The 26,977-nt window shown below is 63.2% G+C and carries 24 protein-coding genes; 11 read left to right on the top strand and 13 right to left on the bottom strand.

Annotated features, from left to right (window positions below; all coding sequences use genetic code 11):
* Nucleotides 1–92 precede the first annotated feature (92 nt).
* Together AVO45_RS00470 and AVO45_RS00475 are read left to right on the top strand one after the other, a co-directional pair.
* Nucleotides 93–1,295, top strand: a complete 1,203-nt coding sequence (locus tag AVO45_RS00470; RefSeq protein WP_068343269.1) for a methionine gamma-lyase — start codon at nt 93–95, stop codon at nt 1,293–1,295.
* Nucleotides 1,296–1,305: 10 nt separating this feature from the next.
* The gene (locus AVO45_RS00475; RefSeq protein ID WP_068343271.1) at nt 1,306–3,684 is read left to right on the top strand and encodes a transketolase; all 2,379 of its coding nucleotides are present in this window, start codon (nt 1,306–1,308) and stop codon (nt 3,682–3,684) included.
* A 20-nt stretch (nt 3,685–3,704) separates the two neighbouring features.
* Here AVO45_RS00475 and AVO45_RS00480 read toward each other — a convergent pair whose 3' ends face one another.
* The gene (locus tag AVO45_RS00480; protein WP_068343273.1) at nt 3,705–5,135 is read right to left on the bottom strand and encodes an amidase family protein; all 1,431 of its coding nucleotides are present in this window, start codon (nt 5,133–5,135) and stop codon (nt 3,705–3,707) included.
* A gap of 170 nt (nt 5,136–5,305) precedes the next feature.
* Here AVO45_RS00480 and AVO45_RS00485 point away from each other — a divergent pair, with 170 nt between their 5' ends.
* Nucleotides 5,306–6,115, top strand: coding sequence for a class I SAM-dependent methyltransferase (locus AVO45_RS00485; protein ID WP_068343276.1), 810 nt, complete (start codon nt 5,306–5,308; stop codon nt 6,113–6,115).
* A gap of 39 nt (nt 6,116–6,154) precedes the next feature.
* On the opposite strand, the gene prpE is transcribed toward AVO45_RS00485, so the two are convergent.
* From prpE to AVO45_RS00500, 3 genes are all read right to left on the bottom strand, one after another.
* Nucleotides 6,155–8,044, bottom strand: coding sequence for a propionate-CoA ligase PrpE (gene prpE / locus AVO45_RS00490; RefSeq protein ID WP_068343279.1), 1,890 nt, complete (start codon nt 8,042–8,044; stop codon nt 6,155–6,157).
* A 232-nt stretch (nt 8,045–8,276) separates the two neighbouring features.
* Complete coding sequence (locus AVO45_RS00495; protein WP_240482031.1) at nt 8,277–8,714, bottom strand: GFA family protein; 438 nt, start codon at nt 8,712–8,714, stop codon at nt 8,277–8,279.
* Nucleotides 8,711–10,984 carry an NADP-dependent malic enzyme gene (locus AVO45_RS00500; protein WP_068343280.1) on the bottom strand — a complete coding sequence of 758 codons (2,274 nt, stop codon included), beginning with the start codon at nt 10,982–10,984 and terminating at the stop codon, nt 8,711–8,713. Before AVO45_RS00500 ends, AVO45_RS00495 begins: the two co-directional genes overlap by 4 nt.
* Before the next feature lie 306 nt (nt 10,985–11,290).
* Between AVO45_RS00500 and AVO45_RS00505 the strand changes: the two genes are divergently transcribed.
* Genes AVO45_RS00505 through upp form a run of 5 tightly spaced genes read left to right on the top strand, consistent with a single transcriptional unit; the run spans nt 11,291 to nt 15,815 of the window.
* The gene (locus AVO45_RS00505) at nt 11,291–11,683 is read left to right on the top strand and encodes a cytidine deaminase (RefSeq protein WP_068343282.1); all 393 of its coding nucleotides are present in this window, start codon (nt 11,291–11,293) and stop codon (nt 11,681–11,683) included.
* Between the two features lie 4 nt (nt 11,684–11,687).
* The gene (locus AVO45_RS00510; RefSeq protein WP_068343284.1) at nt 11,688–12,995 is read left to right on the top strand and encodes a thymidine phosphorylase; all 1,308 of its coding nucleotides are present in this window, start codon (nt 11,688–11,690) and stop codon (nt 12,993–12,995) included.
* Entirely contained in the window at nt 12,992–14,203 is a 1,212-nt protein-coding gene (locus AVO45_RS00515; protein ID WP_068343287.1) for a phosphopentomutase, read from the top strand. The genes AVO45_RS00510 and AVO45_RS00515 overlap by 4 nt, the downstream gene beginning before the upstream one ends.
* Nucleotides 14,200–15,186 carry an adenosine deaminase gene (locus AVO45_RS00520; protein ID WP_068343290.1) on the top strand — a complete coding sequence of 329 codons (987 nt, stop codon included), beginning with the start codon at nt 14,200–14,202 and terminating at the stop codon, nt 15,184–15,186. The genes AVO45_RS00515 and AVO45_RS00520 overlap by 4 nt, the downstream gene beginning before the upstream one ends.
* Complete coding sequence (gene upp, locus AVO45_RS00525; RefSeq protein ID WP_068343293.1) at nt 15,183–15,815, top strand: uracil phosphoribosyltransferase; 633 nt, start codon at nt 15,183–15,185, stop codon at nt 15,813–15,815. The genes AVO45_RS00520 and upp overlap by 4 nt, the downstream gene beginning before the upstream one ends.
* Before the next feature lie 15 nt (nt 15,816–15,830).
* Here upp and AVO45_RS00530 read toward each other — a convergent pair whose 3' ends face one another.
* Nucleotides 15,831–16,844, bottom strand: coding sequence for a hypothetical protein (locus tag AVO45_RS00530; protein WP_068343295.1), 1,014 nt, complete (start codon nt 16,842–16,844; stop codon nt 15,831–15,833).
* A 198-nt stretch (nt 16,845–17,042) separates the two neighbouring features.
* Between AVO45_RS00530 and AVO45_RS00535 the strand changes: the two genes are divergently transcribed.
* Both AVO45_RS00535 and AVO45_RS00540 read left to right on the top strand, forming a co-directional pair.
* Entirely contained in the window at nt 17,043–17,924 is an 882-nt protein-coding gene (locus AVO45_RS00535) for a DMT family transporter (RefSeq protein WP_240482032.1), read from the top strand.
* A 38-nt stretch (nt 17,925–17,962) separates the two neighbouring features.
* On the top strand, nt 17,963–18,610 hold the full coding sequence (locus AVO45_RS00540; RefSeq protein ID WP_068343299.1) for a sulfotransferase family 2 domain-containing protein: 648 nt from the start codon (nt 17,963–17,965) through the stop codon (nt 18,608–18,610).
* A 53-nt stretch (nt 18,611–18,663) separates the two neighbouring features.
* On the opposite strand, the gene AVO45_RS00545 is transcribed toward AVO45_RS00540, so the two are convergent.
* The 8 genes from AVO45_RS00545 to AVO45_RS00580 form a co-directional block, all read right to left on the bottom strand.
* On the bottom strand, nt 18,664–20,862 hold the full coding sequence (locus AVO45_RS00545) for a 3-hydroxyacyl-CoA dehydrogenase NAD-binding domain-containing protein (RefSeq protein WP_068343303.1): 2,199 nt from the start codon (nt 20,860–20,862) through the stop codon (nt 18,664–18,666).
* Nucleotides 20,863–20,874: 12 nt separating this feature from the next.
* Complete coding sequence (locus AVO45_RS00550) at nt 20,875–22,086, bottom strand: acetyl-CoA C-acetyltransferase (RefSeq protein ID WP_068343305.1); 1,212 nt, start codon at nt 22,084–22,086, stop codon at nt 20,875–20,877.
* Between the two features lie 10 nt (nt 22,087–22,096).
* A complete protein-coding gene (locus AVO45_RS00555) occupies nt 22,097–22,735 on the bottom strand; it encodes a glutathione S-transferase family protein (protein ID WP_068343307.1) in 639 nt (212 codons plus the stop codon).
* Nucleotides 22,736–23,014: 279 nt separating this feature from the next.
* Nucleotides 23,015–23,227, bottom strand: coding sequence for a hypothetical protein (locus tag AVO45_RS00560; protein WP_068343309.1), 213 nt, complete (start codon nt 23,225–23,227; stop codon nt 23,015–23,017).
* 54 nt (nt 23,228–23,281) lie between these two features.
* Nucleotides 23,282–25,063, bottom strand: a complete 1,782-nt coding sequence (locus AVO45_RS00565) for an acyl-CoA dehydrogenase C-terminal domain-containing protein (protein WP_068343311.1) — start codon at nt 25,061–25,063, stop codon at nt 23,282–23,284.
* A 48-nt stretch (nt 25,064–25,111) separates the two neighbouring features.
* Nucleotides 25,112–25,513 (bottom strand): MerR family transcriptional regulator, encoded by a 402-nt coding sequence (locus tag AVO45_RS00570; RefSeq protein ID WP_068343314.1) that lies wholly within the window; start codon nt 25,511–25,513, stop codon nt 25,112–25,114.
* A 202-nt stretch (nt 25,514–25,715) separates the two neighbouring features.
* Nucleotides 25,716–26,057 (bottom strand): hypothetical protein, encoded by a 342-nt coding sequence (locus tag AVO45_RS00575; protein WP_068343317.1) that lies wholly within the window; start codon nt 26,055–26,057, stop codon nt 25,716–25,718.
* A gap of 15 nt (nt 26,058–26,072) precedes the next feature.
* Nucleotides 26,073–26,441: a MerR family transcriptional regulator gene (locus AVO45_RS00580; protein WP_068343320.1), complete on the bottom strand. Its 369-nt coding sequence runs from the start codon at nt 26,439–26,441 to the stop codon at nt 26,073–26,075.
* A gap of 116 nt (nt 26,442–26,557) precedes the next feature.
* Between AVO45_RS00580 and AVO45_RS00585 the strand changes: the two genes are divergently transcribed.
* Nucleotides 26,558–26,977 (top strand): PaaI family thioesterase, encoded by a 420-nt coding sequence (locus tag AVO45_RS00585; protein ID WP_068343326.1) that lies wholly within the window; start codon nt 26,558–26,560, stop codon nt 26,975–26,977.

Raw genomic sequence — 26,977 nt, forward strand, 5'->3', positions numbered from 1 at the left:
ATTCCAATTTATAATGCAATGGTGGCATGTTTTGCAATCAAATACCCTTGGGACAGGCGCATCATGGCTGCAACGCAGAATAGGAGACAGCCATGTCCTCGGAAAACGGATTTGCCACCCGCGCCATTCACCACGCCTATGACCCGATGGAGAACGAAGGCGCGCTGACGCCCCCGATGCACCTGACCTCGACCTTCGTGTTCGAGAATGCCGAGGCCGGGGGCGAGATGTTCGCGGGCGAACGTCAGGGCCATATCTACAGCCGCATCTCGAACCCCACATGCGATCTGCTGGAACAGCGCATCGCGACGCTCGAGGGGGCCGAGGCCGGGCTGGCGCTCAGCAGCGGCATGGGCGCGGTGACCGCCGTTCTCTGGACGCTGCTGTCGCCCGGTGACGAGGTGATCGTGGACAAGACGCTCTATGGCTGCACCTTCGCCTACATGCGGCACGGGCTGGCGAAATGGGGCGTGACCGTCACCCATGTGGACATGACCGATATCGACAACCTGCGCGATGCGGTCTCGGACAAGACCCGCGTCGTCTATTTCGAAACTCCGGCCAACCCGAACATGCGGCTGGTGGACATCGCCGGTGCCGCCGAGATCGCCCATTCCGTCGGCGCCAAGGTTGTCGTCGACAACACCTATGCCACGCCCTACCTGACCCGCCCGATCGAACTGGGGGCCGACATCGTGTTGCATTCGGCGACGAAATACCTCGGCGGGCATGGGGACGTGGTGGCCGGGCTGGTCGTCGGCACCGCCGAGCAGATCGCCGAGATCCGACTGATCGGCATGAAGGACATGACCGGCGCGGTCATGGCGCCGTTCAACGCGATGCTGATCCTGCGCGGGCTCAAGACGCTGGCCCTGCGCATGGACCGCCACTGCGCCTCGGCCAGAATCGTCGCCGACTGGCTGGCCGCGCATCCCGCCATCGGCACGGTTTACTACCCCGGTTTGGTGAGTTTCCCTCAGCACGATCTGGGCACGCGCCAGATGGCCCAGCCCGGCGGCATGATCGCCTTCGAGGTCAATGGCGGCATGGAGGCGGGTATCTCGATGATGAACCGCCTGAAGATGATCCAGCGCGCCGTCTCGCTCGGGGATGCGGAAACCCTGATCCAGCACCCGGCCTCGATGACCCACTCGACCTATTCGCCCGAAGAGCGCGCCGAACACGGCATCAGCGACGGCCTTGTCCGCCTGTCGGTCGGGCTGGAAGATGTCAAGGACATCCTCGATGATCTGGAACAGTCCCTGCCGCCCCGGACGCGCCACGCCGCCGAGTAAGGAGCCCGACATGAGCGCCGATCTGACCCATCTCAAGACCATCGAACAGCGCCTGTTGTGGCTGTCGCACTGGATGATCCACAACGCGAACCACATCCGGCCCAAGGTGGACGGGATCAAGATCGGCGGGCACCAGGCCAGCTCGGCCTCGATGGTGTCGATCATGACGGCGCTCTATTTCTCGTCGCTCAGGCCCGAGGACCGGGTGGCGGTCAAGCCGCATGCCTCGCCGGTCTTTCATGCGATGCAATACCTGATGGGCAACCAGACCCGCGAGAAGATGGAGAACTTCCGCGGGTTCGGCGGGGTGCAGAGCTATCCCAGCCGCACCAAGGATATCGACGACGTGGATTTCTCGACCGGCTCGGTCGGGCTGGGCGTCGGCATCACCGCGCTGGCCTCGTTGGTGCAGGACTACATCGCCGCCAAGGACTGGGGAAGCGATACCCCGATGGGCCGCATGGTCGCGCTGGTGGGGGACGCCGAACTGGACGAGGGCAACATCTACGAAGTCCTGCAGGAGGGCTGGAAGAACGATCTGCGCAATTGCTGGTGGATCATCGACTACAACCGGCAGTCGCTGGACGGGATCGTTCGCGAGGGGCTTTTCGAACGGATCGAAAAGATCTTTGACGCTTTCGGCTGGGACGTGGTCCGCGTGAAATACGGCGCCCTGCAGCGTGCGGCCTTCGAAGAACCCGGCGGCGAGCGGTTGCGCGAATGGATCGATGCCTGCCCGAACGCCGAATATTCCGCTCTGACTTTCATGGGCGGCGCGGTCTGGCGACAGCGGCTGATGGATGACCTTGGCGATCAGGGGGATGTCTCCGCGCTGATCGAGCGGCGTTCGGACGCGGAACTGGCCGAGCTGATGGAAAACCTCGGCGGCAACTGCGTTCGGACGATGGCGGAAACCTTTGCCGAGATCGACCATGACCGGCCGACCTGTTTCCTGGCCTACACGATCAAGGGCTGGGGCACGCCGATCGCCGGCCACAAGGACAACCACGGCGGGTTGATGACCAAGGCACAGATGGACGAGTGGCAGCGCCACATGGGCGTGCCGGACGGGCAGGAGTGGGAGCCCTTCGCCACCGTGCAGGACGTGGACGGCCTCAAGGCGTTCCTGGCGCGGGTTCCGTTCTTTTCCAAGGGAACGCGGCGCTATTCCGATGCCCGCATTTCCGTTCCGGCGATCTCGGTGAACACCGACCGCGAGATCTCGACCCAGATGGCGTTCGGCAAGATCCTCGACGACCTGTCCCGAGGCGACAGCGAGCTGGCCGCGCGGATCATGACCACCTCGCCGGACGTGACCGGAACGACGGGGCTGGGCCCCTGGGTGAACCGGCGCAAGCTGTTCGCGCGCACCGCGCAGAAGGACGCCTTTATCGAGCACCGCATCCCCTCGACCGCCAAGTGGAACTTTGCCCCCGAGGGCCAGCACCTGGAACTGGGCATCGCCGAGATGAACCTGTTCCTGCTGCTGGGTGCGGCGGGGTTGTCCCACAGCCTGTTCGGCAAGCGCCTGCTGCCCATCGGCACGGTCTATGACCCGTTCGTGTGCCGGGGGCTCGATGCGCTGAACTATGCCTGCTACCAGGACGCGCGTTTCATGATCGTGGGCACGCCCTCGGGGGTGACGCTGGCGCCCGAGGGCGGCGCGCACCAGTCCGTCGGGACACCCCTGATCGGCATGTCCCAGGATGGTCTGGCGGCGTTCGAGCCGGCCTTTGCCGACGAGCTTGCCGTCATCATGGAATGGGCCTTCGACTACATGCAGCGGGACGGGGAGGGGGACCCGGACGAGCGCACCTGGCTGCGGGACGAGACCGGCGGGTCGGTCTATCTGCGCCTGACGACCAAGCCGCTCGAGCAGCCGGGCAAGCGTGCGGACGATGCCTTCCGCCAAGGGGCGATTGACGGGGCCTACTGGCTGCGCAAGCCCGGCCCGAACTGCTCGGTGGTGATTGCCTATCAGGGCGCGGTGGCGGATGAGGCGATCGCGGCTGCGGGCATGATCGGAGAGGTCCGGCGAGACATTGGCGTTCTGGCCGTGACCTCGGCCGACCGTCTCAACGCCGGCTGGACCGCGGCGCAGCGCGAGCGGGCCCGCGGGAACCCCAGCGCCATGTCCCACGTCGAGCGCCTGCTGGGGGATCTCCCGCAGCACTGTTCCATCGTCACGGTGATAGACGGGCACCCGGCAACGCTCGCCTGGCTGGGCTCTGTCGCGGGGCACAGGACGATCTCGCATGGCGTCGAGCATTTCGGGCAGACCGGAACGATCGGTGACCTTGCCCGGCACTTCCGGATCGACCGTCATGCGATCGCGAGTTCTGTCAGCGCGTTGACGGCCGGGCGTTCCGCAACACTGGAGCCGATGTAGGTCTGATTGCGCGCGCCTGTTCAATCCAGGCGCTGCCATAGGGCGTCGGACATCCGGCCCACGCGCGCCTCTATCGCGGTCGCCGCATCAACCGCCAGATCTTCGCGCCATCGCCGCGCGACGATCTGCACGTTGATCGGCTGCGGCCCCCGGGGCAGAGCGGCCAACCTCGACGGGACGCAGGCCGCAGGTAGCCCCACGAAATTCATCGCATAGGAATAGACCGCGCAGCCCAGAACTTCATGCACCCCTTCGGCGCCCTCGGTGTCGCGGTCGGGCTTGAAGAAAGGTTGCGGCAGGAACGGGGTCAGAACGAGCGGATATTCCTGGGTGAACAGCGCCCATGCGCGCGCATAGTGGCTGCGCTTGGCCATCATTTGCACCAACTCCGCTCCGGTGAAGGGCGGAAACTCCTGGAAATAGACCGCGAAAATGTCGCGGATGGTCTGCGAACCATAGGCGTCGATGTCGTCCTTCATCAGGGTCCAGACCTCGCCCATCAGGGCGCGGTATCCGGTGCGGCCACAATCGAACACGTCGGGTGGTTCGATCTCGTCGACCTGATAGCCCGCGTCGACCAGCGCCTCCCGCGCGGTATCAAGCGCCGCTTCGACCTCGGGGTGCAGGTCATAGCCATAGGTGTTCTTGGTGAAGGCCACCTTGATCGGCCCATCCAGAGGTTCGCCGCGCCAGGGCAGGGGCACATGGAACGGATCGCGCGGGTCCGGTTCGATCAGGCTGGGCATCGACAGGTGCAGATCCTCGGCCGTGCGGGTGATCAGCCCCTGAACCGACATGGACTGCGCCAACATTCCACGCTCGACCTTCTGGCTGGGGTTCCACGCGGGCACACGCCCCAGTCCGGGCTTGACCGTGACCGCCCCGTTCGCCGCCGCCGGAAAGCGCAGGCTGCCACCGATGTCGTTGCCATGGGCCAAGGCTCCGACCCCCGCCATCACCCCGGCGCCGGCGCCGCCCGAGGAGCCACCGGGCGAAATGTGCCGCCCCCACGGGTTATGTGTGCGCCCGTAAAGCGGGTTGTCGGTATCTGCCCGAAACGAGAACTCGGGCGTATTGGTGCGCCCGATCACCACCGCGCCGGCCTTTTGCAGATTGGCCACCACCGGCGCATCCTCCGGCGCGATGAGATCCTTGAATGCCACTACCCCATTCGTAGTGGCATACCCTTTCTGGTCGACATTCACCTTGATGGTCACCGGCACCCCGTGCAACGGCCCGCAAGGCACCCCCGCAGCGCGGGCCTTGTCCAGTTCGCGGGCCCGTTCCAACGCATCCGCGGCGCAGCTGTCCACTACGGCGTTGAGGGTGGGGTTGATCCGTTCCATCCGGTTTATCGCTGCGGAGACTGCCTCTTCCGCAGTCAGGGCACCATCCTTGGTGCGGGCCACGATTTCGGTCGCGCTCAGTTGCCAGATATCTTTGTCGGTCATGCTGGGTTCTCCTGCGGCGAGGGTAGGGTGGCCGGCGGGTGGATGCCAAGAGAAAGATCGCGCGAGGGTTGAATTTTGATGCCTGAAAGCCATGCGTGAAACACACGCTGTCCCCAAACATTGGCCGTTTTGAGGTATACTGAATCCGTCTGCAACCAGGGGAGGGGTAGATGAGCGAGAACGACAAGGTCTTCGAAGGAAGCATCCCCGATTATTACGACGATTATCTGGTGCCGCTGATCTTTGAATCCTACGCTCGGGATCTGGCGCGACGTGTCGCCGCCCGGCCGGTCAGGGATGTCCTGGAAACCGCAGCAGGAAGCGGCGTCGTCACGCGCGCCCTTGCGCCATTGCTTCCGGAAGGCGCCCGATACTGTGTGACCGACCTCAACCCGCCGATGCTGGAGCGGGCGAAATCACGGCAGCCCGCCGAGCCGCCGGTGGAATGGTTGCCGGCCGATGCGCTGAACCTGCCGTTCGAGGATGACAGTTTCGATGCGGTCTGTTGCCAGTTCGGGGTGATGTTCTTTCCGGACCGGATCAAGGGCTATGCCGAGGCAAAGCGGGTGCTGCGCCCGGGCGGTCGCTTTCTGTTCAATGTGTGGGACGCTATCGAACAGAACGAGTTTGCCGATATCGTGACCCGCGTGGCCAAGACGCTTTTGCCCGAGGCGCATCCGAATTTCCTGGCGCGCACCCCGCACGGGCACGGCAACCCCGAGCGTATCCGCGCCGAGCTCGAGCAAGCGGGTTTCGAACATATCGAGATCGAGGCCGTCGAGGATGTCAGCACTGCGCCCGATCCGTCCCATCCGGCGATCGCCTATGTGCGGGGAACGCCCCTTTACGGTGAATTGGCACCGCATGGGGAAAAGATGGTCAACCGGATCATCGGTGCGGCGACCGAGGAGATTCGCGACCGCTATGGCGATGGAGAGGTCTCGGCGAAAATCACGGGGTTCGTGATCACCGCCAGTTAATAGAATAAAGGCCCGCGCCGTGGCACGGGCCTGATTTCATTACTGGGCGTAGCCGATGGATTGCAGCGCCACCTTGATCTCGTCCAGGATGGCCGGATCGTCGATCGTCGCGGGCATCTTGTATTCCTTGCCATCCGCGATCGACACCATGGTGCCGCGCAGGATCTTGCCCGAGCGGGTCTTGGGCAGGCGGTCCACCACGACGGCCTTCTTGAAGGCAGCGACCGGGCCGATCTTGTCGCGCACCATCTTGACGACTTCGTCCACGACTTCGCCGTCGTTGCGGTTCGATCCGGCGTTGAGGCACAGGAAGCCAACCGGCATCTGCCCTTTGAGTTGATCCGTCACGCCGATCACCGCGCATTCGGCCACGTCGGGATGGGCGGCCAGAACCTCCTCCATCGCGCCGGTGGACAGGCGGTGGCCGGCCACGTTGATCACGTCATCGGTGCGCGCCATGATGTAGAGGTACCCGTCCTCGTCGATCATCCCGGCATCGCCGGTTTCGTAGTAACCCGGGAAGTGCTCCAGATAGGATTTCCGGAACCTTTCCTCGGCATTCCACAGGGTCGGCAGAGTGCCCGGCGGCAACGGCAGTTTCACCGCGATCGCGCCCAGCTCGCCCGGCTTCATCGGGTGGCCGCCTTCGTCAAGGATCTGTACGTCATAGCCGGGCATCGGCTTGGCCGGCGAGCCCAGCTTGGTCGGCAATTCCTCGATCCCCAGCGGGTTGCCGGCGATGGTCCAGCCGGTTTCTGTCTGCCACCAGTGGTCGATAACCGGAACCTTCAGCGCGTTCTGGGCCCAGACGATCGTGTCGGGGTCGGCGCGTTCACCGGCCAGGAACAGGGCCTTGAGGCAGGACAGGTCATATTTGGCCAGCAACTCGCCCTTGGGATCCTCGCGCTTGACCGCGCGGATCGCCGTCGGGGCGGTGAAGAAGCTCTTGACCTTGTGTTCCGAGATCACGCGCCAGAAGGTGCCTGCGTCGGGCGTGCCGACAGGCTTGCCCTCGAACACGATGGTGGTGTTGCCGTGGATAAGCGGGCCATAGCAGATATACGAATGCCCCACGACCCAGCCCACGTCCGAGGCCGCCCAGAACACGTCGCCGGGATCGACGTTGTAGATGTTTTTCATCGTCCAGTTCAGCGCAACCAGATGGCCCGCCGTCGGCCTCACGACACCCTTGGGCGCGCCCGTGGTGCCCGAGGTGTAGAGGATATAGGCCGGGTCATTGCCCGCGACCGGAACGCATTCGGCCGGTTCCACGCCATATTGGAAACCGTGCCAGTTGTAGTCGCGCCCCTCGACCAGCTTGGCCACCTCCTGCTCGCGCTGGAAGATGACGCAGAAATCCGGTTTGTGCTCGGCCATGTCGATGGCACCGTCCAGCAGCGGCTTGTAGTGCACCACCCGTCCCGGTTCCATCCCGCAGGAGGCGGCGATGATCGCCTTGGGTTTGGCATCGTCGATCCGCACCGCCAGTTCGTTGCTGGCAAACCCGCCGAACACCACCGAATGCACCGCGCCCAGGCGCGCGCAGGCCAGCATCGCCTCGAGCGCCTCGGGGATCATCGGCATGTAGATGATGACGCGGTCGCCTTTCTCGACGCCCTTGGCCCGCAGCGCCCCGGCCAGCGTGGCCACGCGGTTGCGCAATTCCATATAGGATATCTCGCGCTTGGTGTGAGTGATCGGGCTGTCATAGATGATGGCAGTCTGCTCGCCGCGGCCGTTTTCCACGTGGCGGTCAACGGCGTTCCAGCAGGTGTTCACCTTGGCATCGCAGAACCATTCATAGAGAGGGGCGTTGTCGTCGAACAGAGCCCTTGTCGGCGGCTCGACCCAGTCGATCCCCTTGGCGGCTTCCATCCAGAAGCCTTCCGGATCGTTTTTCCAGCTCTCGTAAACGTCCTGATATGTCATGGCGTCCTCCTCACGTTCGGCTTGCAGGATGTGTTAGGCGTCTGCGCCCCACCGGGCAAGCAGCGTGAATGACGACGCGTCAGTTTATCGCAAAAACTTTGCATCTTGGCGAAATTTTGACTGCAAAGTTTTGCAAATCAAGGATCAAGCGGCATGAAAGCGGAAATTTGTGACCGTTTTGCAAAACTGCAAATTCCTTTGCTGCAAACTTGGGGCCGGCGGGAATCGGCGGCTACCCTGCTGTCTTCGCATAGCGCGGCAACCTGTCGTCGGTATCAAACCACTTCAGACGATCCGAATGGAACACATGGAACCGCGGCGGCAATTCCTCGTGGGCTTCCAGCGTTGCAATGTAGAGATGAATGTTCACCCGGTCTTTGGCATTGCGATAGGCCATCTGCGTCCCGCAAATGCCGCAGAACAGGCGCTCGACGCCTTCAGATGAGTTGTAGACCTGCGGTTCGTCTCCGATCCATTTGACCGAACCATGTGGCAACCCGAAAAATGCCGTAACAGGTGATGCGCAGATCCGGCGGCAGTCGGAGCAATGGCAATAGCAGCTCCAGGCCACCTCACCATCGCTTTCCCATCGCACCGCCCCACAGTGGCAATGCCCCTTCATGCTGACCTCCCTGGACAGGGCGGCCAGAAATACGGCCGCCGGTTTCAACCGTAATGCGCGACCGGCGTTCCGGCAATGGCCGCCATGTTGAGCAGCCCGCGGGCGGTGATCGACGGCGACACGATATGGGCCTTGTTGCCCATGCCCATCAGGATCGGGCCGACCTCGATGCCGTTGGCCTTCATCTTGAGGACGTTGCGCACGCCACTGGCCGCGTCTGCATGGGCAAAGATCAGCACGTTGGCCGCCCCCTCCAGGCGCGAGTTCGGAAAGATCCGCTGCCGCAGTTCGGGGTCCAGCGCGGTGTCGAGGTTCATTTCGCCTTCATAGGTGAAATCGCGCGGCTGGCTGTCGAGTATCTCGATCGCCGCCCTCAGGCGTTTGCCCGACCCTTCGCGCTGATTGCCGAATTGTGACTGCGAGCAGAAGGCGATCTTGGGCTCCAGGCCAAAGCGGCGGACGTGGCGCGCGGCGCCAAGGGTGATCTCGGCCAGTTCCTCGGGGGTCGGCAACTGGCGGACATGGGTGTCGGCGATGAACAGCGGGCCATCTTCGAGGATCATCAGCGACAGGGCGCCATGCGCGCGCAGATCACCGTCGGCAAGCACCTGTTCGACATAGTTCAGATGCCAGTGATACTCGCCGAACGTGCCGCAGATCAGGCTGTCTGCCTCGCCCCGATGCACCATGATCGCGCCGATGGCGGTGGTGTTCGTGCGCATGATCGCCTTGGCCAGGTCCGGCGTCACGCCCCGACGCTGCATGATCTGGTGGTACGAGTTCCAGTAGTCGTAGTAGCGCGGATCGTTTTCCGGGTTCACGATCTGGAAGTCCCGGCCCGGCCGAACCGCAAGGCCGATCCGCTCGCAGCGGGCCTCGATCACCTCGGGGCGGCCAATCAGGATCGGCGTCTCGGTGGTCTCTTCCAGAATGGCCTGCGCCGCGCGCAGCACCCGTTCGTCCTCGCCCTCGGCAAAGACGATGCGGCGCGCCGCTGCCTTGGCGGCTTCGAAAACCGGCCGCATCAGCAGCGCCGACTTGAACACGGTCTGGTTCAGCTGTTCCTTGTAAGCCTCCAGATCCTTGATCGGCCGTCTTGCCACGCCGCTTTCCATCGCGGCTTTGGCGACCGAAGAGGAGACCACGCCCACCAGGCGCGGGTCGAAGGGTTTGGGGATCAGGTATTCAGCGCCAAAGGTCAGCTGTTCGCCCTTGTAGGCTGCCGCGGCCTCGGCGCTGGTCGTGGCGCGGGCCAGTTCCGCGATTCCGTCCACGCAGGCGATCTGCATGGCATCGTTGATCTCGGTCGCGCCCACGTCCAGCGCACCGCGGAAGATGAAGGGGAAGCACAGCACGTTGTTGACCTGGTTGGGAAAATCGCTGCGCCCGGTTGCGATGATCGCGTCGGGGGCGACTTCGCGCGCCACGTCGGGCAGGATCTCGGGCGTCGGGTTGGCAAGCGCAAAGATGATCGGGCGGTCGGCCATCTTGGCCACCATCTCGGGCTTCAGGACATTCGGCCCGGACAGACCCAGGAACAGGTCCGCCCCGTCGATCACCTGATCCAGCGTACGCAGGTCGGTCTTTTGCGCAAAGGCGGCTTTCTGAGGGTTCATGTCCTCGGTCCGGCCCTCGTAGACCAGCCCGTGAATATCGCACAGCCAGATGTTCTGGCGCTTGACACCAAGCTTCACCAACATGTTCAGGCAGGCGATTCCGGCCGCACCGCCGCCCGTCGAGACGATCTTGATGTCTTCGAACCGCTTGCCCGCCACATGCAGGGCATTCTTGGCCGCAGCCCCGACGACAATGGCCGTTCCGTGCTGGTCGTCGTGGAACACGGGAATGTTCATCCGCTCGCGGCAGATCTTTTCGACGATGAAGCAGTCGGGCGCCTTGATGTCCTCGAGGTTGATGGCGCCGAAGGTGGGTTCCAGCGCACACACGATCTCCGCCAGTTTTTCAGGGTCTTGCTCCTCCACCTCGAGGTCGAAGCAGTCGATATTGGCGAACTTCTTGAACAGGACCGCCTTGCCCTCCATCACCGGCTTCGAGGCCAGCGCGCCGATATTGCCAAGGCCCAGAACCGCCGTGCCGTTCGATACGACCGCTACAAGATTGCCCCGTGCAGTGAAACGCTCGGCATTGGCTGTGTCGTTCTTGATTTCCACGCAAGCCTCGGCAACGCCGGGTGAGTAGGCCCGCGACAGGTCGCGCCCGTTCGCCATCGGTTTGGTCGCGCGGACCTCGAGTTTTCCGGGTTTCGGATGCTCGTGATACTCAAGCGCGGCCTGGCGCAGGTTGGAGGTGTCGGACATGACGGATATTCCCTGAAATATTTAGTTTAGTGTTAAACTATCCTTGGCGCAGGGGGAACACCCGATTTCGGGCTACAGGGTCGCAGGCGGAGTTCCGCATCGTTGGCCCGAGGAGAATGCCATGATCCGGCCAACTTGAGGCCGGGCTATGTTCCTGAGGCACAACTGTTCAGGCAATGATCAGTCCAACGCTGGGCTGAGCGAAGTGCCGCCGGAAAATCGAGAAAAGCAGGGGCTTCAACTCCCCCGGCGGTTTCAATTAGGGTATGTGTTTCTGACCAGATGATAAAAAATTGGGGAATCGCCATGTCTCTCAAGGACGCTGCGCTGAAAGTCCGTGAAAACGCCCATGCGCCCTATTCAAAGTTCAAGGTGGGCGCGGCTGTTCGTGCGGCCTCGGGGGCGATCTACTCGGGGTGCAACGTGGAAAACGTGTCCTACCCCGAGGGGACCTGCGCCGAGGCCGGTGCAATCGCGGCCATGGTCGCGGCGGGCGACACCGAGTTGACTGAGGTGTTCGTCGTCGCCGACAGCCCCGAGCCCGTTACCCCCTGCGGCGGTTGTCGGCAGAAACTGGCGGAATTCGGCAAGGGCGACGTGGTGGTTACCATGGCCAACACTGGCGGTGTGGAACGGAAAATGACCATAGCCGAACTGCTGCCGGGTGCTTTCGACACCTCTCACATCGTGGGGCGCTGAGCATATGGATGCACGCTCGATCATCGCGAAACTGCGCATGCGCGAAGTGCCCACGCCAGAGGAACTGACATGGTTTGCCCAAGGCCTCGCCGATGGCAGCGTAAGCGACGCTCAGGCGGGCGCCCTTGCCATGGCGGTCTGCATGGGCGGTCTTGGCCGCGAAGGGCGGACGGCCCTGACGCTGGCGATGCGCGACAGCGGCCATGTTCTGACATGGGACCTTGATGGCCCGGTCATCGACAAGCATTCGACGGGCGGGGTGGGCGATTGCGTCAGCCTTGTGCTGGCCCCGGCGCTGGCCGAATGCGGGGCCTATGTGCCGATGATCTCGGGGCGCGGGCTGGGGCATACCGGCGGCACGCTGGACAAGCTCGAATCCATTCCCGGTGTCACCACGCAGGTGGGGCAGGCCCGTCTGGAACGGATCCTTCGGGACACCGGCGCGGCGATCGTCGGGGCGACCGCGCAGATCGCGCCGGCCGACAGGCGGCTTTACGCGATCCGCGACGTGACGGCGACCGTGGAAAGCCTGGACCTGATCACCGCCTCGATCCTGTCCAAGAAACTGGCCGCGGGGCTAGAGGCGCTGGTTCTCGACGTCAAGGTCGGCAGCGGCGCCTTCATGAAAACCATCGAGGATGCCCGCGAATTGGCGACGGCGCTGACCGAAACGGCGAACGCCGCGGGGTGCAGGACTTCCGCCCTGATCACCGACATGAACCAGCCGCTTGCACCCGCCTTGGGCAATGCGCTGGAAGTGACCGAGGTGATGAAAGCGCTCACGGGCGGGCAGGAGTCCCCGCTGGTCGAAGTTTCGGCGGAACTTGGTGGGGTGTTGCTCGCCGACGCCGGGCTGGCCGAGGATGCAAAAGAGGGTCGTGCAAAGATCAGCGAGGTAATCCGCGACGGGCGCGCTGCCGAGAGATTCGGCCGGATGATGGCCGCCGTTGGCGGCCCCGTGCACTTTGTCGAGGATTGGGCAAGGTTCTTGCCCGAGGCCAACGTGATCCAGGAGGTCACTGCACGGGAAACAGGTTATGTTACCGCGATAGACGGAGAGGCTCTGGGCCTTGCCGTCGTCGCGTTGGGCGGAGGCCGGCAGGTCGAGAGTGATATCATCGACCCCGCGGTTGGCCTGTCGGGGATCGTGCGACTTGGGCAGACGGTTTCCAAGGGCACCCCTCTGGCGGTCGTCCATGCCGCACGCGAGGATGCGGCACGCCATGCCGCTGCGGCGGTGACGCAGGCGATCACGATTGGCCCGAAACCGCTCGAGGTGCCGAGCCTCATTCACGAAAGGATCGGATCGTGACGCGCGCGTTTCTCGTGGTGATGGATTCTGTCGGTATCGGCGGGGCGCCGGATGCCGATCAATATTTCAACGGCAGCCTGCCTGATACCGGCGCCAATACGGTCGGCCATATCGCGCAGGCCTGCGCCGAGGGGCGCGCCGAGGAAGGGCGCTCTGGCCCGCTGCACCTGCCCAATCTTGACGCGCTGGGTCTGGGCGCGGCGGTCCGGCTGGCCTCGGGCGATGCCACGCCGGGGCTGGAGACTGCGCCGACCGGGCTATGGGGCTGCGCGCGCGAGCATTCGCGCGGCAAGGACACGCCTTCGGGCCATTGGGAACTGGCAGGGCTGCCGGTGCCGTGGGAGTGGCACTATTTCCCCGACACGGTTCCGGCCTTTCCCGAAGACCTGACCCGCGCCGCCGCCGAGGCGGCCGGGACCAAGGGCATTCTCGGCAATTGCCATGCGCCCGGCACCGCCATCATCGAAAGGCTGGGGGCCGAGCACATGCGCACCGGCTGGCCGATCTGCTACACCTCTGCCGACAGCGTGTTCCAGATCGCCGCGCATGAGGAAAGCTTTGGCCTCGACCGTCTGCTTGCCATGTGCAAGGCCCTTGCCCCGCGCCTGCACGCGATGAAGGTGGGGCGGGTGATCGCGCGTCCGTTCATCGGCTCGCCCGAGCAGGGGTTCACGCGCACCACCAACCGCAAGGATTTCGCCATTCTGCCGCCCGCGCCCGTGCTGACCAACTGGGTGCAGGACGCCGGTCGCCGCGTACACGGCGTCGGCAAGATCGGCGACATCTTCTCGATGCAGGGTATCGATTCCTCGGTCAAAGGCTCGGATGCCGAGTTGATGACGCATCTGTCGCGACTGGTTGACGAGGCAGAAGAGGGCAGCCTGACCTTTGCCAATTTCGTCGAGTTCGACAGCGTCTATGGCCATCGCCGCGACATCAGCGGATATGCCCGGGCGCTGGAATGGTTCGACCGCGAGATCGGCGTGATCGTGCAAAAGCTGCGCGAGGGCGACCTGCTGGTGCTGACCGCGGACCATGGCAACGATCCCTCCTGGAGTGGCACCGACCACACGCGCGAACAGGTCCCCGTGTTGATCGCCGGTCGCGGCGCGGGAGAAATCGGGCAGGTAAACTTTGCCGACGTGGCCGCCAGTGTCGCCCGGCATCTCGGCGTTCCGGCGCAAGGACCGGGAAGGAGTTTTCTGTGACCGTCACCGAGCTTCCCAAGATCGAACTTCACCTGCACCATGAAGGCGCGGCGCCGCCCGCGTTCATCCGGCAGCTCGCGCATGAAAAGCGGGTGGACCTGAGCGGGATCTTCAAGCCGGATGGATCCTATGATTTCAGGGGCTTCGCGCATTTTCTTGAGGTATATGAAGCCGCCTGCGAGGTGCTGAAAAGCCCCGAGGATTTCCGCCGCCTGACGCTTGCGATCCTCGAGGAAAGCGCGGCCAATGGCGTGGTCTATTCGGAAACCTTCCTCAGCCCCGATTTCTGCGGCGGAGGGGATCTGCACGCCTGGCGCGACTATCTGAACGCGATTCAGGATGCGGCAGATGAGGCCGAGCGCAAGCTTGGCATCACCCTGCGCGGTGTCGTCACCTGCGTCCGCCACTTCGGCCCCGAACAGGCCAAGGCCTCGGCCCGGTGTGCGGCGGAAACGGCCGGCGACTGGATTACCGGCTTTGGCATGGGTGGAAACGAGGGCGTCGGGCGGCAGGGCGATTTCGCCTGGGCCTTTGACTGTGCCCGCGAGGCCGGGCTGCGTCTGACCACGCATGCCGGTGAATTCGGCGGCCCCGACAGCGTGCGCGAGGCAGTGCGCGAGTTGGGGGTGGAACGCATCGGCCACGGTGTCCGGGCGATTGAAGACCCTGATCTAGTGCACGAGCTGGCCGACCGGGGCGTCACGCTGGAAGTTTGCCCCGGCTCGAACGTCGTTCTGGGCCTGTATGATGATTTCGCCTCTCACCCGATCGCCAAGCTGCGTGATGCGGGCGTGAAAGTCTCCGTTTCCACCGACGATCCGCCGTTTTTCCATACCACCATGCGGCGGGAATATGAGATGCTGCACAAGGCATTCGGCTGGCAGGCCGAGGATTTCGCCGCGATCAACGAAACGGCGTTGAGCGCGGCCTTCTGTGACGAGGAAACCCGGGCGCGGGTCAAGAAAAGACTGGAGAAGACATGAGCGAACACCTGACTGTCGTCGATCACCCGCTGGTTCAGCACAAACTCACGCTCATGAGGGAAAAGGGCACGTCGACTGCCGTGTTTCGGCAGCTGCTGCGCGAAATCACCCTGCTTCTGGCTTATGAGATCACCCGCGAGATGCCGCTGACCACGCGCCATATCGAAACCCCGCTGGAAGAGATGGACGCCCCCATCCTGGCCGGCAAGAAGCTGGCGCTGGTGTCGATCCTGCGCGCCGGTAACGGGATGCTGGACGGGGTTCTGGAACTGGTCCCGTCGGCGCGCGTGGGCTTTGTCGGCCTTTACCGCGATGAAGAGACGCTGAAGCCCGTTCAATACTATTTCAAGGTGCCCGAGGGGCTGAAGGACCGGCTGGTTATCGTCGTGGACCCGATGCTGGCCACCGGCAACAGTTCGGCCGCGGCCATCGACCTGCTCAAGGAGGCCGGGGCCAACGATATCCGCTTCCTCTGCCTTCTGGCCGCACCCGAAGGCGTCGGCCGCATGAAAGAGGCGCATCCCGACGTGCCTATCGTGACTGCAGCCGTGGACCGTCAGCTGAACTCCAAAGGCTACATCATGCCCGGTCTGGGAGATGCGGGCGACCGGATGTTCGGCACCAAGTAAGGTGACGCCTATCAGCTATCCGCCGCAGATGTTCTGCAGGATCACCCAGTCACGGTCGGGCAGGATCTGTTCCAATGCCCGGCCGGCCATCGGGTCGGCTTCGATCAGGCCCAAAACGGTTTCCCCAGTGACATCCAGCGCGTAGGCGTAGGGCGTCGAGGGCAGGGCGGTCTGGGCAAAGACCGAAAGCAGTTCCTCGTCATCGACGGCGGGGCGCGGTTCCGCCAAAATGCGCTCGCCATACTGATCCAGGGTCTCGGGGGTCAGTTCTCCGGTCGTCAGCAGCCGGAAAGAAGCCGCCGGCCCCGCGCGACCGAGAAGATCGGAAAGCGGCTTTTGCTTCATTGCCCGGGCGCGCTCGGCAAGGACAAAGCCGGCGGCGACGGCGGGGTCTTCGTAGTCCTCGATCAGTTCCCGGTTCAACAGAACGGTTCCACCGGGCAGGATCACGCTTTCGGTGACGCCGGAGGGTAGGATGACGATCCGGCGCACCCCCGTCCGCTGCGCGAGGCGATCCAGGATCGGCCGAGCGTCTTCGGAGGTGCAGGCCTTGCCCGACACGCGTTCGATCCGGCGCAGGATGGCGTCTCCGATCTCCTCGCTTTTGACCGGCGGCACGACCGATACGACGTGACGTTTCAACGCGCCCGGAAGCCAGAAGACCAAAAGCGCAACAACGCCCGCCAGAACCCCGGCGGCACTGAGCCACCGCAGGCGCCCCGGGCGCGGACGCGAGCGTTCGATGGCCTTTTGCAGCCGGTCGATGGCCTCGAGCATGATGGTTTCGGATTCCGCAAGTTCCAGCGTTTCGCCCGGATCCCCGTCGGGATGGAAGATCGCGGGAAAATCCCCGGGGTTCTGCCGCACCAGGGCGGCAAGCGACCAATGGGCCAAGGCCTGTTCCTTGAAGTCGGAAATGGTAAGCGTCGCCTCGCCAATGGAAACAACAACCTCGCGCCGCTGCTCGTCCGGCGCTGGCCGCCACAGACCTGTTGCTTCGATCCGCTCGTATTGTTTCAGGGCCGTCATGCGGGTGACTACTGCTCGTTTTTCTTTGTCTGCAACTTAACATGGTCAATTCTGACACGGCAAACGAGTAGAGAGTCGGCAGCCCCGTTTTTTTGCTAGTTGGCCGGAAACCGGCAGCCGGTGTCGCGTTGAGGTCAGGATGGCAGGGAAACCGGTGATAGAAGGCGGCTCATGCAGGCAGTCCAACGAACATCGCCGATGACGGCATCGTTTCTGATGGTCGCGGCGATGGCGATCATCGGTGTCATCGACAATTTCGTGATCCGTCTGGCGGAAGACATCGGGCTCTGGCAGTTCCACTTCACGCGCTCGCTGCTGATGCTGCCGCTGGTCGGAGGCCTGTCGTTGTTGGGGTTGGGTGGCCTGAGACCGCAACGCCCGTGGGTGGTTGCCCTGCGCAGCGCCTTGATCGCGACCGCGATGCTGTTCTATTTCAGCGCCCTTGCCCTGATGCCGATCGCACAGGCGTTGGCGGGCCTGTTCACTTCGCCGATCTTCGTTCTGCTGATCTCCTCTGTCGCCTTGGGGCAGAGGATCGGCCCATGGCGCATCCTGGCGGTAATCGTCGGATTCGCCGGGATACTTTGCGTTCTTCAACCCGATCCGCAGGCCTTCGACGCCAAGGTGCTGATCCCCGTTGCTGGCGGGCTGTTCTACGCCATGGCGGCCGTCATAACCCGGACCTCCTGCGCAGGTGAAAGCACCGTGGCGCTGTTGGGCGGAATGGTTCTGGCGCTTGGCATTGCCGGGGCGGCCGGGCTGATCGGGTTTTCACTCTTCCCGGTCGAGCCTGTTCCCGGCCCCGAAGGGTTCGTCCTGCGCGGGTGGGTCTGGCCTATGGGCGGGGCCGCGCCGTGGGTCTTGTTGCAGGCGGTGGGTTCGTCCATCGCCGTTTTCATGCTGATCAAGGCCTACCAGCTGGGCGAGCCGTCCTATGTCGCCGTTTTCGAGTATTCCGTGATGATCTTTGGCCCGCTCTTTGCATGGATCGCGCTCGGGCAGGAACTCGGAGTGCCCCAGATCGTCGGGATCGGGCTGATCGCCTTTGCTGGCGGGACAATTGCCCTGCGGTCGAACTGAGGTTTCTTCATGGTGGTCAGACGGGTTAGCGTGGCGCCATGATCATCTCGCCCGGTCGCGCATATGTCTTTGTCCACATACCCAAGACGGGCGGAACGTCCCTGGCGCAGGCGCTGGAAACCCGCGCGATGAAGGACGATATCCTGATCGGCGACACGCCGAAGGCCCGGAGGCGGCGCAAGCGCCTGAGGGGTGTGCAGGCCCGGGGGCGGTTGTGGAAACACGCGACGCTGGCCGATATCGACGGTTTGGTTTCACCGGATGATCTGGCTGGCCTGTTCGCTTTTACCTTGGTGCGGAACCCTTGGGATCGCGTCGTAAGCTATTACCACTGGCTGCGAAAGCAGAGCTTTGACCACCCGGCGGTGGAGCTGGCGGGGCAGTTGGATTTCGAGGGGTTCGCGTTGCATCCGCACACGCTCGCCTCGTTGCGCCATGCCCCGGCGCGGCACTACATGCAGCGCGCGGACGGCATCGAGCAATGCGCCGCCTATATCCGTATCGAGAATTTCTGGGAGGATGCAGAACCGCTGTTCGAGCATCTGGGGTTTGCGGTCGAGCTGCCTCGTCTCAACCGGTCGGAGCGGGCAGGGGATTACCGGGTATACTATTCCCCACGTAGCGTCGAAGCCGTGGGCGATGCCTGTCAGGAAGATATCGCGCGGTTCGGTTATCGGTTCGAGTGACACGCGCAAAGGAAAACCGGCGCATCGGGTGATGCGCCGGTTCGATTTGCCTATCAGGCCGCCTTGGCTTCGGGGTTGAAGCGGCCATAGAAGGTCTGGCCCTTCTCGGCCATCTCGCGCAGCAGCGGCGGGCAGGCGAAGCGTTCGCCATATTTCTCGGCCAACTGGTCGCACCGCTCGGCCGCATAAGGCGTTCCGATGATGTCCAGCCAGCTGAGCGGGCCGCCCGACCACGGCGCAAAGCCCCAGGCGAGGATGGCGCCGACATCGCCTTCGCGGATGTCCTCGAGCACACCTTCTTCCAGCGCGCGAACGGCCTCCAGGACCTGCGCGAACATCAGGCGTTCCTGCACTTCGATCAGGTCCGGCTGTTCTTCGGCCAGCGGATACTTCTCTTGCAGGCCCTTCCAGTAGCCGATGCGCTTGCCCTTCTCGTCGTAGTCGAAGAAGCCGGCGTTGGCCTTGCGGCCCAGTCTGCCCAGTTCCTCCATCCAGAAGATCAGATCGTCGGCGGGGCTTTCGGGATAGGCGTCGCCCATGGCCGCCTTGGTCGCCCGCGCGATCTTGGCGCCCAGATCGATCGAGGTCTCGTCGGTCAGCTGGATCGGCCCCACGGGGAAGCCCAGCTGACGCGCCGCGTTGTCGATCAGAACCGGGCTGACGCCTTCGGTGATCATCCGAGCGCCTTCGTTGACGTAGGGAATGATGCAGCGGTTGCAGTAGAAGAACCGGGCATCGTTGACCACGATCGGCGTCTTGCGGATCTGGCGCACATAGTCCAGAGCCTTGGCCACGGCGCGATCACCGGTTTCCTTGCCCTTGATGATCTCGACCAGCAGCATCTTCTCGACCGGCGAGAAGAAGTGGATGCCGATGAACTGATCGGGCCGCTTGCTGGCCTTGGCCAGTTCGGTGATCGGCAGGGTCGAGGTGTTCGAGGCAAAGATGCAATCCTCGGGGATGATCTCTTCGACCTTCTTGGTCATCTCGGCCTTGACCGCCGGATCCTCGAACACGGCTTCGATGATCAGGTCACAGCCTTCCAGCTTCTGCAGGTCGGGCGTTGCGGTAATCAGGCCCAGCATGGCCTCTTTCTTTTCCGCCGTGACCTTGCCGCGCTTCATGCCCTTGTCCAGATAGGCTTCGGTATAGGCCTTGCCCTTGTCGGCGGCGGCCTGATCGCGGTCGATCAGCACGACCTCCATGCCCGCCTGCGCCGAGACCAGCGCGATGCCCGCGCCCATCATGCCGGCGCCCAGAACACCGATCTTCTTGACCGACTGATCCGGGATGCCCTTGGGGCGCACGGCGCCTTTTTCCAACGCCTGCTTGTTGATGAAGAGCGATCGGATCATTGCCGAAGAACTGGGGTTCATCAGGACGTTGGTGAACCAGCGTGCCTCGATCCGCAGGGCGGTGTCGAAATCGACCAGCGCGCCTTCGTAGATCGCGCTCAGCAGCGCCTTGGGGGCCGGGAAGGCGCCCTGGGTCTTGCCGTTCACCATCGCGGCCGCGCCGACGAAAGTCATGAAGCCCGCCGGATGATAGGGCGCGCCACCGGGCATCTTGTAGCCCTTGGCATCCCACGGCTTGACCAGATCGGCATCCTTGGCGTTCAGCACCCATTCCTTGGCCGCGGCGACCGGGTCATCGGCGACCGCATCGACAAGGCTTGCGCCCTTGGCCTTGGCCGGGTCCATCATCTTGCCTTCCAGCAGAACCGGGGCCGCCGCCATCGCGCCCACCATGCGCGAATACCGGGTGGTGCCGCCGCCGCCGGGGAAGATGCCCACCAGGATCTCGGGCAGGCCGATCTTGGCCTTGGGGTTCGAGGTCATCACGCGGTGATGGCAGGCCAGAGCGATCTCGGTGCCGATACCGGCGCAGGTGCCGTTGATGGCGCAGGCCACCGGCTTGCCGCCCTTCTTGGTCTTGGGGTCCATGCCCGCCAGTTCCAGCTTGCGCAGGATGTGGTGGCCACCCATGACAAAGTCGAAAAGGGCCTGGGCCGGGTTGTCGCCCGCTTCCTCGCGGACAACGGCCAGCGTGTTCAGGTCCATGCCGCCGGCAAAGTCCTTCTTGGCGCTGGTGATGACGATGCCCTTGACCGCGTCGTCGGCAAGCGCCTTGTCGATCATGCCGTCCACGAGTTCAAAGGCCTCGCGGGTCATGACGTTCATCGACTTGCCTTCGGCGTCCCAAGTGATGAAGGCGACGCCGTCCGCGTCCACGGAGTATTTGAAATCAGCCATTTGTTCTTCTCCTTACACGCGCTCGATGATGGTTGCCGCGCCCATGCCCGAGGCAATGCACAGCGTTGCGAGGCCGGTTTCCTTGTCCTGGCGTTCCAGCTCGTCCAGCAGGGTGCCGATGATGATGGCGCCGGTTGCCCCCAGCGGGTGGCCCATGGCGATCGAGCCGCCGTTGACGTTGACGATTGCCGGATCGACGTCGAAGGCCTGCTGGAAACGCAGCACGACCGAGGCAAAGGCCTCGTTCACCTCGAACAGGTCGATATCGCCGATCTTCATGCCGTTCTCGGCAAGGATCTTCTCGGTCACCGGAACCGGGCCGGTCAGCATGATGGTCGGGTCGGTGCCGATCTTGGCCGTGGCCTTGATCCGCGCGCGCGGCTTGAGGCCGTATTTCTCACCGAATTCCTTGTTGCCGATCAGAACGGCCGCCGCACCATCCACGATGCCCGACGAGTTGCCGGCGTGGTGGATGTGGTTGATCTTTTCCAGGTGCGGGTATTTCAGCATCGCCACCTTGTCGAAGCCGGGCATTTGTTCGCCCATCATCTGGAAGGACGGGTTCAGCGCGCCCAGCGATTGCATGTCGGTGCCGGGACGCATGTATTCGTCATGATCGAGGATCGGCAGGCCGTTCTGGTCCTTCACCGTGATGACGGATTTCGAGAAACGACCCTCGTCCCATGCCTTTTTCGCGCGGCGCTGGGATTCAACGGCCAGGGCGTCGGCCTGGTCGCGGGTAAAGCCGTATTCGGTGGCGATGATGTCGGCCGAAATGCCCTGCGGCACGAAATAGGTTTTCATCGCGATGCTCGGGTCAACGGCGATCGCCGCCCCGTCGCTGCCCATGGCCACGCGGCCCATCATCTCGACACCGCCCGCGATATAGGCGTCGCCCGCGCCACCCTTGACCTGGTTCGCGGCCAGGTTCACGGCCTCCATGCCGCTTGCGCAGAAGCGGTTGATGGCAAGGCCGGGGATGGACTCGTCGAGATCCGAGGCCAGCACGGCCGAACGGGCAAGACAGCCGCCCTGTTCCATCACCTGGGTGACGTTGCCCCAGATCACGTCCTCGACGGCGTGACCGTCCAGATTGTTGCGCTCTTTCACCGCGTTCAGGGTCAGGGCGGACAATCGCAGCGAGGTCACCTCGTGCAGGCTGCCATCCTTGCGGCCCTTGCCGCGCGGGGTGCGCAGGGCGTCATAGATATAGGCTTCGGTCATAATGCTCTCCTTAAGCTCGATCCGACGGGTTGCCGGGCATCAGGTCATAGGGGGATTTCCAGCCGGGCTGCTCGCTGAGGCGGGTCAGCCAGGCGTCGATATTGGGCCACTCGGCTCGGTCAAAGCCGAAGGGCTCGGGGTAATAGAGGTAGCCGCAGCAGCTGAGGTCGGCGTTGGTCACACCGTCGCCAACGATCCAGTCGCGGCCCTCGAGATGCGCGTTCAGCACTTGGTAGGCGGCTTTCAGGCGGCCTTGGTTGAACGCGATGACGTCGGGATTGCGGTGCTGTTCGGGCAGGAAATTCATCAGGAAACGGGTCATGCCGGCCATCGAACTGAGCTTGTGATTGTCCCACAGCACCCAGCGCAGAATGTCGTAATTCTCTTCCCGGGTCCTGCCGCCGAACTTGCCGGATTTCTCGGTCACGTAGGCCTGGATCGCGCCTGACTGGCTGGTGCGAAAATCGCCATCCACCAGAACCGGCGCCTCGCCCATCTCGTTGACGTTGGCGCGGTATTCAGGCGTGCGGGTTTCGCCGTTGAAGAAATCCACGAAAACCGGTTCCCATTCGAGTCCGGACAGCTCCAGCGCCAGAGCGGCCTTGTAGGAATTCCCGCTTTCTCCAAAGCAGTATAGTTTGATGGTCATTTCTTGTTCCTCCCGTGGCGTGTGTGGCGAAGCCGGAATTGAGTATTTGGAAAAAGGTGAAGTGGCTTCGGTTACGCTCGATTAACTTTCGTCTGCTTTGGTGACCTTGCGGTACAGGCTGGAGAGCCGATGACCGCAAAAGGTGAAGTCGTCCCTGTCCTGATGGCGAGAGCGCCCGGTGGCAGGGGCGCATCTCTGCTTCATCTTTTCCCAAATACTCCCGCCGGAGGCTCCCGACCGCGCCGCGCGCGCAATCGTCGATGTGATGCGGTGACGTGTTCAGCGTTTGCGCTCCTCCAGTTCCGCGTTGAACAGGCGCAGCCTGTGAGTCAGGTTTTCGCCGTCGATCACGCTGTTGAAATTCTCGAAAAGAAAGGACAGGGCCTCGCCTTCGTCCAGACCTGCCTCGCGCGCGAAACTCTTGAGCTTGCGATAGCCATCCTCGGTCATCGCGACGGGGAAGCGGCGGGTCAGGCGGAAACGTTTCGGCATGGGTGTCCTCCGGGGTTCTGGCTCCGGGCGATGGTGCCCGGAGCCAGACTGGGATCAGAAGTTCGCCGCGTCCAGAGCCATCACGGTATCCGCGCCCGACTGGATGCGCGTCAGGTGCATGGCCGTGGCAGGCAGGCGGCGCGCCATGTAGTAGCGGCCCGTTGTGATCTTGGTCTCGTAGAAATCCTTGTCGGACGTGCCGGCATCCAACGCCTCTTGCGCGGCCTTGGCCATCTGCGCCCACATCAGGCCCAGGCAGACATGGCCGAACATGTGCATGAAGTCGTACGAGCCGGCCAGAGCGTTGTGCGGGTTGGTCATGCCGTTCTGCATGAAATACATGCCCGCTGCCTGAAGATCCTTGGATGCGGCTTTCAGCGGTTCTATGAACGCCTTGTCATAGGCCTCGTCCTTGCCGGCGTTTTCCTTGCAGAAGGTTTTGACCATGTCGAAGAAGGCCATGACGTGCTTGCCGCCGTCCTGTGCCAGCTTGCGGCCGACCAGGTCCAGCGCCTGAACGCCGTTGGCGCCTTCGTAGATCATGGCGATGCGGGCGTCGCGGGTGTATTGCGACATGCCCCATTCCTCGATGTAGCCATGGCCGCCATAGACCTGCTGGGCCTGAACGGTCATGTCATAGCCCTCGTCGGTCAAAAAGCCCTTGATGACCGGGGTCATCAGCGAGATCAGCCCGTCTGCGTCCTTGTCGCCAGCGCGGTGCGCCTTGTCGATCAGGGTTGCCCCCCACAGGATGAAGGCCCGCGCGCCTTCCACAAAGCTTTTCTGGTCCATCAGGCTGCGGCGGATGTCGGGGTGCACGATCAGCGGATCGGCCGGGCCGTCGGGGTTCTTGGCGCCGGTCACGTCGCGGCCCTGCAGACGGTCCTTGGCGTATTCGAGAGCGTTCTGATAGGCGGCTTCGGCCTGGCTCAGGCCTTGCATGCCCACGCCCAGACGCGCTTCGTTCATCATGGTGAACATGGCGCGCATGCCCTTGTGTTCCTGACCCAGCAGGTAGCCGGTCGCGCCGTCATAGTTCATCACGCAGGTCGAGTTGCCGTGGATGCCCATCTTTTCTTCGATCTTGCCGACCGAAACGCCGTTGCGCTCGCCCAGGCTGCCGTCTTCGTTCACCAGGAACTTGGGCACGATGAACAGCGACACGCCCTTGATGCCTTCGGGGCCACCGGGGATCTTGGCCAGAACCAGGTGGATGATGTTGTCCGCCAGATCATGGTCGCCCGACGAGATGAAGATCTTCTGCCCGGTGATCTTGTAGCTGCCGTCCGCCTGCGGTTCCGCCTTGGTGCGCATCAGGCCCAGGTCGGTGCCGCAATGGGGTTCGGTCAGGTTCATGGTGCCGGTCCATTCGCAGGACACCATCTTGGGCAGGTAGGTGTTCTTCTGCTCTTCCGAACCGTGGGCCAGGATCGCCGAGGCCGCGCCGTGGGTCAGGCCCTGATACATGACGAAGGCCTGGTTCGCGGCCGAGAACATCTCGCCCACCGCGGTTCCCAGAACGTAGGGCATGTTCTGACCGCCATATTCCTCGGGCATGTCGAGACCGGTCCAGCCACCTTCCTTGACCTGCTCGAAGGCCTCCTTGAAGCCGGTCGGCGTATAGACCACACCGTTTTCGAAACGGCATCCTTCCTTGTCGCCGACAACGTTGAGGGGGTGCAGAACATTCGTTGCAAGCTTGCCGGCTTCTTCCAGCACGGCGCCGGTGAATTCGGCCTCAAGCTCGCTGTAGCCCGGAATATCGGATTCCGAGATTTTCAGGAAGTCGTGAAGAATGAACTGTGTGTCTTTGGTCGGGGCGTTGTAGACGGGCATGTGATGCTCCCTGATTGTCTGAAGTCCGGGGAATTCAGGCCGGCGATCTCATTCGGCGGCCTTCTTTTTTTCCTTCATCGAGGCGATCACCTGCTCGCCCCATTTCAGTTGCTCCTTAAGATCTTCGATGGCCTGCGTCAGCTCTTCACGGCGCGCTTCCATGTCACGCAGCCGCTCGCACGCGATCTCGTAGGTGCGGGTCAACTGGGTCAGCTGCTGGTCGCCTGTATGGTACAGGTCCAGAAGCTGCCGGATTTCCTCGAGGCTGAAGCCGAAGCGCTTGCCGCGCAGTATCAGTTTCAGCCGGGCCCGGTCGCGCTTGGTGAAAAGCCGCTTCTGACCTTCCCGGATCGGGAACAGAAGCTCTTTCGCTTCGTAGAAACGCAAGGTGCGGGGCGTGACGTCATAGGCCTCGCACATTTCGCGAATGGTCATCAGTTCTTCGGTCATGTCTCAAACTCTCATCACTTGCGCCATGGGCATGAGGTGCGCAGTTGATGGGCGTTTTACAACATGTGATTGACGTTAACGTAAGCTCGACGCTGCGTCACGAAATTGTTGACGTAACATCAAGTCGCGTAAGCTTACCTTGCGGCAACAAAATTGCGCCTGAAACTGCGTTGATCGCAGGGATTCGGCGGCAGGGAAAACGTTATCGGCCGGTCATTCCGCCGCGCGGACCCCTATAGAAATCCCGCCGCGCCTGGCGTTTCGCCGCGACTTGGGCGTCCCATTCTTCCTGCGACACGCCCGGGGGCGCCGTTCCGTATCCGTTCGGACCAGTGTCGCAGCCGGACAGGCTGAAGGCGAGGCCAATCAGCAAGAGGGCGAAAAGGAATCGTGTCGGCCGCATCGGGAAACCTCCCGCGTAGATGTCCTGCCCCATCGCGCCAGCGTCTGGAATCGCAGGCGGATCGGCATCAATTAAGAGGATTGCTGCGTTGGCGTCGCGGTTCAATGGCGAAAGAGCCCGGATAACGGCGACGTGACACATCGTCAGCGAAACGAGTCAGGCCAGGCTTTGGGCCGTCTGATCGCGCAGCCGCTGCAACTCGTCCATCGCCTCGTCCAACTGTTCCCGCTGCTTGCGGAGTTCCTCCATCTGCCGATCGGCCATTTCGACGAAGGCCGCCATCTGGGCCTGATTGCCCTCGTCCTCGTAGATCAGCAGCCACTGGCGGATTTCTTCCAGCTGAAAGCCGAACTTGCGGCCCCGCAGAATCAATTTCATGCGGGCACGTTCCCGCGGGCCGTAGAATCTCGAGCGCCCCTCGCGGTCGGGCTGCAGGAGTTCGATGTATTCATAATAGCGAAGGGTGCGGGGGGTGACATCAAACTCCGCGCACATCTCCTTGAATGACAAACGGGTGTCGGACATTCCTATTCTCCTCGACTGCAACCTATGGCGTCGTGCTGACGAGCGCAACAGGTGGGCTTGCTCTTTGCATCGCGGACGGAACATAAAGGGACAACGCAGGGACAGGATCCAAGCATATGCAGGACAAGACAAAACTGGCGCGTCAATTCATCGAGGCGATCCCTCATGCCAAGGCATTGGGGCTGGAACTGACGTATATCGGTGCGGGCGAGGCGGAAATCTCGATGCCCTACAACGAGGACCTGATCGGCGATCCGCGCACCGGCGTGATTCACGGAGGCGCCGTGTCGGCCATGATGGACACCTGTTGTGGCGCGGCAGTGATGAGCCACCCCTCGGCGCCGGGGGGAACTGCCACGATCGACCTGCGGATCGACTACATGCGCGCGGCCACGCCGGGCCAGCGCATCACCACCCGGGCCACCTGTTACCATATCACCCGGAACGTGGCTTTTGTCCGCGCGACCGCGATGGATGACGATCAGGATCGGCCCGTCGCGACCGCGTCGGGATCATTCACGGTGGAGGGCAAGTAA

The organism is Ruegeria marisrubri (genome assembly GCF_001507595.1).
Lineage (GTDB): Bacteria > Pseudomonadota > Alphaproteobacteria > Rhodobacterales > Rhodobacteraceae > Ruegeria > Ruegeria marisrubri.